Genomic DNA, 4,005 nt, shown 5'->3' on the forward strand with positions numbered 1-4,005 from the left:
GCCCCGCCCTGCCCGCCTGCATTTCGACCTGACCACCGTCCAGCTATTTATCGCCGTGGCCGAACTCGGCAGCATCACGCGCGGCGCCGAGCGCTTGCACCTGGCCGCCGCAGCGGCGTCGCGGCGCGTGCTCGAACTGGAAGGGCAGCTTGGCGTGGCCTTGTTCGAGCGCCTGCCGCATGGCATGGCGTTGACCGAGGCGGGCCGTGCGCTGTTGGCGCACGCGCGCGGCATCACGCATACCGTGCAACGCATGCAGGACGATGCCGCGTCTTATGTGGGCGGCGATCTCGGTGTGGTGCGTGTGGCGGCGCCCAAGTCCGCCGTGATCCAGTTCATGCCGTTCGATATCCAGCGCTGCGCCGCCGTTTGTCCGGGCGTGCGCGTGGACCTGCAGGAGATGAACAGCCAGGAAGTCCAGCAGGCGCTACGCCGGGGCACGGTCGATATCGGCATCTATGAGGGCAGCCTTGGCATGGTGGACCTGCCGATCGAACCGTATCGCACGGATCGTCTGGTGCTGGTGGTGGCCAAGGGACATGCGCTGGCGCGACGGCGCAAGGTGACGCTCGACGATGTGCTCGACTGCGACCTGATCACGCTGGGCGAGAGTTCTGCGATTTCGATCATGCTCGACCGGCTGGCCGAGGAAGCAGGTCGTGTGCCCCGGATGCGCATGCGCGTGGGCGGCTTCGACAGCATTGCCGCCCTTGTGGCGCAGAGCCTGGGCGCAGGCGTCATGCCGGAGGCTATCGCCGCCGTCATCGCGAGCGGTAGCCATTTCGTGCGCGTGCCGATTGCCGAGCCGTGGGCAGCGCGCGAATTCGTGTTGTGCCACCGTCCGCGCGACGCGCTTTCCTCCGCGGCGTTGAGCGTGCTGGCGGTGCTTGCGCAAAATGCGAAACCAGAATCCCCCAAATAACGATAGCCCGCGCTGCCCGCCGCGCCCATGATGGGATCCATAACGATTCCCATATTGGAGACACCTCATGCAGCGCAGACAGTTCATCCTCGGGGCAGCGGCTGGCCTGGCCCTCCCCTCGCTGGCCCTCCCCAGCCTGGTCCGCGCCGCCGATATCAACGGCCCGGTCCGCATCGTGGTGGGTTTTGCGCCCGGTGGCGGCACCGATGTGCTGGCACGCGTGATCGGCCAGAAGCTCGGCATGATGTGGAACACCAGCGTCCTGGTGGAAAACAAGCCCGGCGCGACGGGAGCCATCGCCGCCGCCTACGTGGCCAAGCAGCCGCCGGACGGCACCACGCTGCTGATGGCGCACGTGAACAGCCACGCCATCGGTCCGGCGCTGCTCGACGTCAAGTACGACCCCGTCAACGATTTCTCGCCGATCTCGATGGTAGGGGTAACCCCCAACATGCTGACGTGCCGGCCCGAGCAGAAGGTGCGCTCGGTGCAGGATATCGTCGCGCTCTGCAAGAAGAAGCCGGGCCAGATCTCGTTTGGCTCGTCGGGCATCGGCTCTGCCCAGCACCTGGCGCTGGAACTGTTCCGCATGCAGGCCAAGATCGACGTGGTACACGTGCCGTACAAGGGATCGGGCCCGCTGATTGCCGATCTGCTCGGTGGCCAGATCGACTATGCGTTCGACACGATGACTGCGGCCACGCCATTCATCGCGCAGGGCAAGGTCATCGCCATCGCCCAGACGCGCCTGAAACGCGCGGCCAGTCATCCCAACGTGCCGACGCTGGCGGAATCCGGGTTTCCGGGTCTGGATGCGGCGTCGTGGTACGGGCTGGTCGGTCCCAAAGGCATGTCGCCCGCGCTGGTGCAGCGCATGAACCAGGATGTGAACCGCGCGCTGGCCATGCCCGACGTGGCCGAGAAGCTCAAGAGCTTCGGCGCCGAGGATTCGGGCGGCACCAGCCAGCAGTTCGGCGCGTTCATCGCGTCGGAAGCCGCCAAATGGGGCAAGGTCGTCAAGCAGGCCGGCGTCAAGGCCGAAGTCTGACGCGCCCTCCCCCAGAACATGCATTGCCACGGAATTCAACGATGACGCCATTCAATACCTCCGCCGCCTCCACGGGTTCGACTTCCGACGCACAGGCGCGTCCTCTGCCGCTGGCTGGCGTGCGCGTGCTCGATGTCTGCCAGGTGATGGCCGGCCCCTATGCCTGCATGCTGCTGGCCGACCTGGGTGCCGACGTGATCAAGATCGAGCCCCCCGATGGCGGCGACCAGACGCGCAGCGCCATGGGCTTCAAGATGAAGGGGCCGGACAGCATGGGCTTCCTGAACATGAACCGCAACAAGCGCAGCGTCACGCTCGACCTCAAGACCGAGGCTGGCCGCGAGGTGCTGTACAAGCTCGCGGAGTCCGCCGACATCCTCGTGGAAAACTACCGTCCCGGCGTGATGAAGCGGCTCGGCATCGACTACGAGACGCTGGCCGAAATCAACCCGAAACTGGTCTATGTCAGCATCTCTGGGTTCGGCCAGTCCGGTCCGTGGGCCAAGCGCCCGGGTTTCGACCTGATGGCCCAGGCCATGTCGGGCGTGATGAGCGTGACCGGCTATCCCGGCGACGCCCCAGTGAAATGCGGCGTGCCCGTGGCGGATATCGGCTGCGCGCTGTTTGCCACCTACGGCATGCTGGCCGCCTATATCGGCGCCAAGGAAACCGGCAAGGGCCAGTACGTGGACGCATCGCTGTTCGACTCGGCCATGGCGTTCTCGATCTGGGACACCTCGGAGTACTGGGGCACGGGGCGCGAGCCCGAGCCGCTGGGTACGGCCAATCGCATGAGCGCGCCCTACCAGGCCATGAAATCCGCCGACGGCTACTTTGTGATGGGCGCCACCAACCAGAAGCTCTGGCAACTGCTGTGCAACACGCTGGATCGCGCCGATCTGCTGGCCGACGAACGATTCGCAACCGTGGCGCTGCGGCTGGCTAACCGGCTGCCGTTGATTGCCGAACTCGAACGCACCTTCACGCAGAAGACCAGCGACGAATGGATTGAGTCCCTGCTCGAAGTGGGCATCCCGGCCGGCCCGATCCTGACGTATCCGCAAGCCTTCGACAGCGAGCACGGCAAGCACCGCCAGATGCGCATCGAGATCGACCATCCGATCGAAGGCAAGGTCCCGAATATCGGCTTCGCGGTGAAGATGGGCGGCACGCCGCAACAGGTACGTCGCCATCCGCCGCTGCTGGGCCAGCACACCGACGAGGTACTGACCGAACTCGGCATCGCACAGGACGAAAAAGAGGCGCTGGCCGCAGCCGGCGCGTTCGGCGCATGAGCGGCGATCAGGATACTGGCCGTGTGAGCCTGTTCGTCTCCGGGCAGGTGGCCACGCTGACCTTCGACCGCCCCGCCGCGCGCAATGCGATGACGTGGACGATGTACGAGCAACTGGGCCAACATTGCCGCGATCTGGCCGGCGACGGCGGCGCGGGCATCCGCGTGGTCGTGATGCGGGGCGCAGGCGGCGAGGCATTTGTGGCCGGCACCGACATCGCCCAGTTCAAGGCGTTCCAGAGCGGCGACGACGGCATCGACTACGAAATACAGATCGACGCAGGCATCGGCCTCGTCGAATCGCTCCCCATGCCCACCGTCGCCGTGGTCGATGGCTGGTGCGTAGGCGGCGGCCTGGCCATCGCCACCGCCTGCGATTTCCGCATCGCCACCCCCAATGCCCGCTTCGGCGTGCCGATTGCCCGCACGCTCGGCAACACGCTCTCCGCGCTGAACCTTGCCAAGCTGCGCGCGGCATGGGGCTTGCAGCCCGTCCGCCGCATGCTGCTGCTGGCGCAGATCCTCGATGCCGACGCAGCGCTGGCCTGCGGATTCCTGGAATTCGTGCGAACCGCCGAAGACATCGACGCTGAACTGGCTTCGCTCTGCGACCGCTTGGCGAAGCTCGCACCCGTCACGCAAGCGGTCGTCAAGGAAGCTCTGCGCCGCCAAACCGTCGAGGCCGTGGCGGATACCGACGATCTGGTGCGCCGCTGCTATGGCAGCCAAGATTTTCGGGAG

At 66.2% G+C, this 4,005-nt stretch carries 4 protein-coding genes; all 4 read left to right on the forward strand.

Going from position 1 to position 4,005, the window contains the following annotated elements; genetic code table 11:
* A partial coding sequence (locus FFS21_RS31590) for a LysR family transcriptional regulator (RefSeq protein WP_502705220.1) occupies nucleotides 1-922 on the forward strand: 922 nt, incomplete at its 5' end.
* Between the two features lie 67 nt (nucleotides 923-989).
* Entirely contained in the window at nucleotides 990-1,970 is a 981-nt protein-coding gene (locus FFS21_RS31595) for a Bug family tripartite tricarboxylate transporter substrate binding protein (RefSeq protein ID WP_137928610.1), read from the forward strand.
* 41 nt (nucleotides 1,971-2,011) lie between these two features.
* A complete protein-coding gene (locus tag FFS21_RS31600; RefSeq protein WP_137928611.1) occupies nucleotides 2,012-3,265 on the forward strand; it encodes a CaiB/BaiF CoA transferase family protein in 1,254 nt (417 codons plus the stop codon).
* Nucleotides 3,262-4,005 (forward strand): enoyl-CoA hydratase/isomerase family protein (locus FFS21_RS31605; protein ID WP_137928612.1); only part of this gene is annotated, 744 nt, incomplete at its 3' end. The genes FFS21_RS31600 and FFS21_RS31605, both read left to right, overlap by 4 nt.

Source organism: Cupriavidus sp. 2SB (assembly GCF_005503625.1).
In the GTDB taxonomy this organism is placed as follows: domain Bacteria; phylum Pseudomonadota; class Gammaproteobacteria; order Burkholderiales; family Burkholderiaceae; genus Cupriavidus.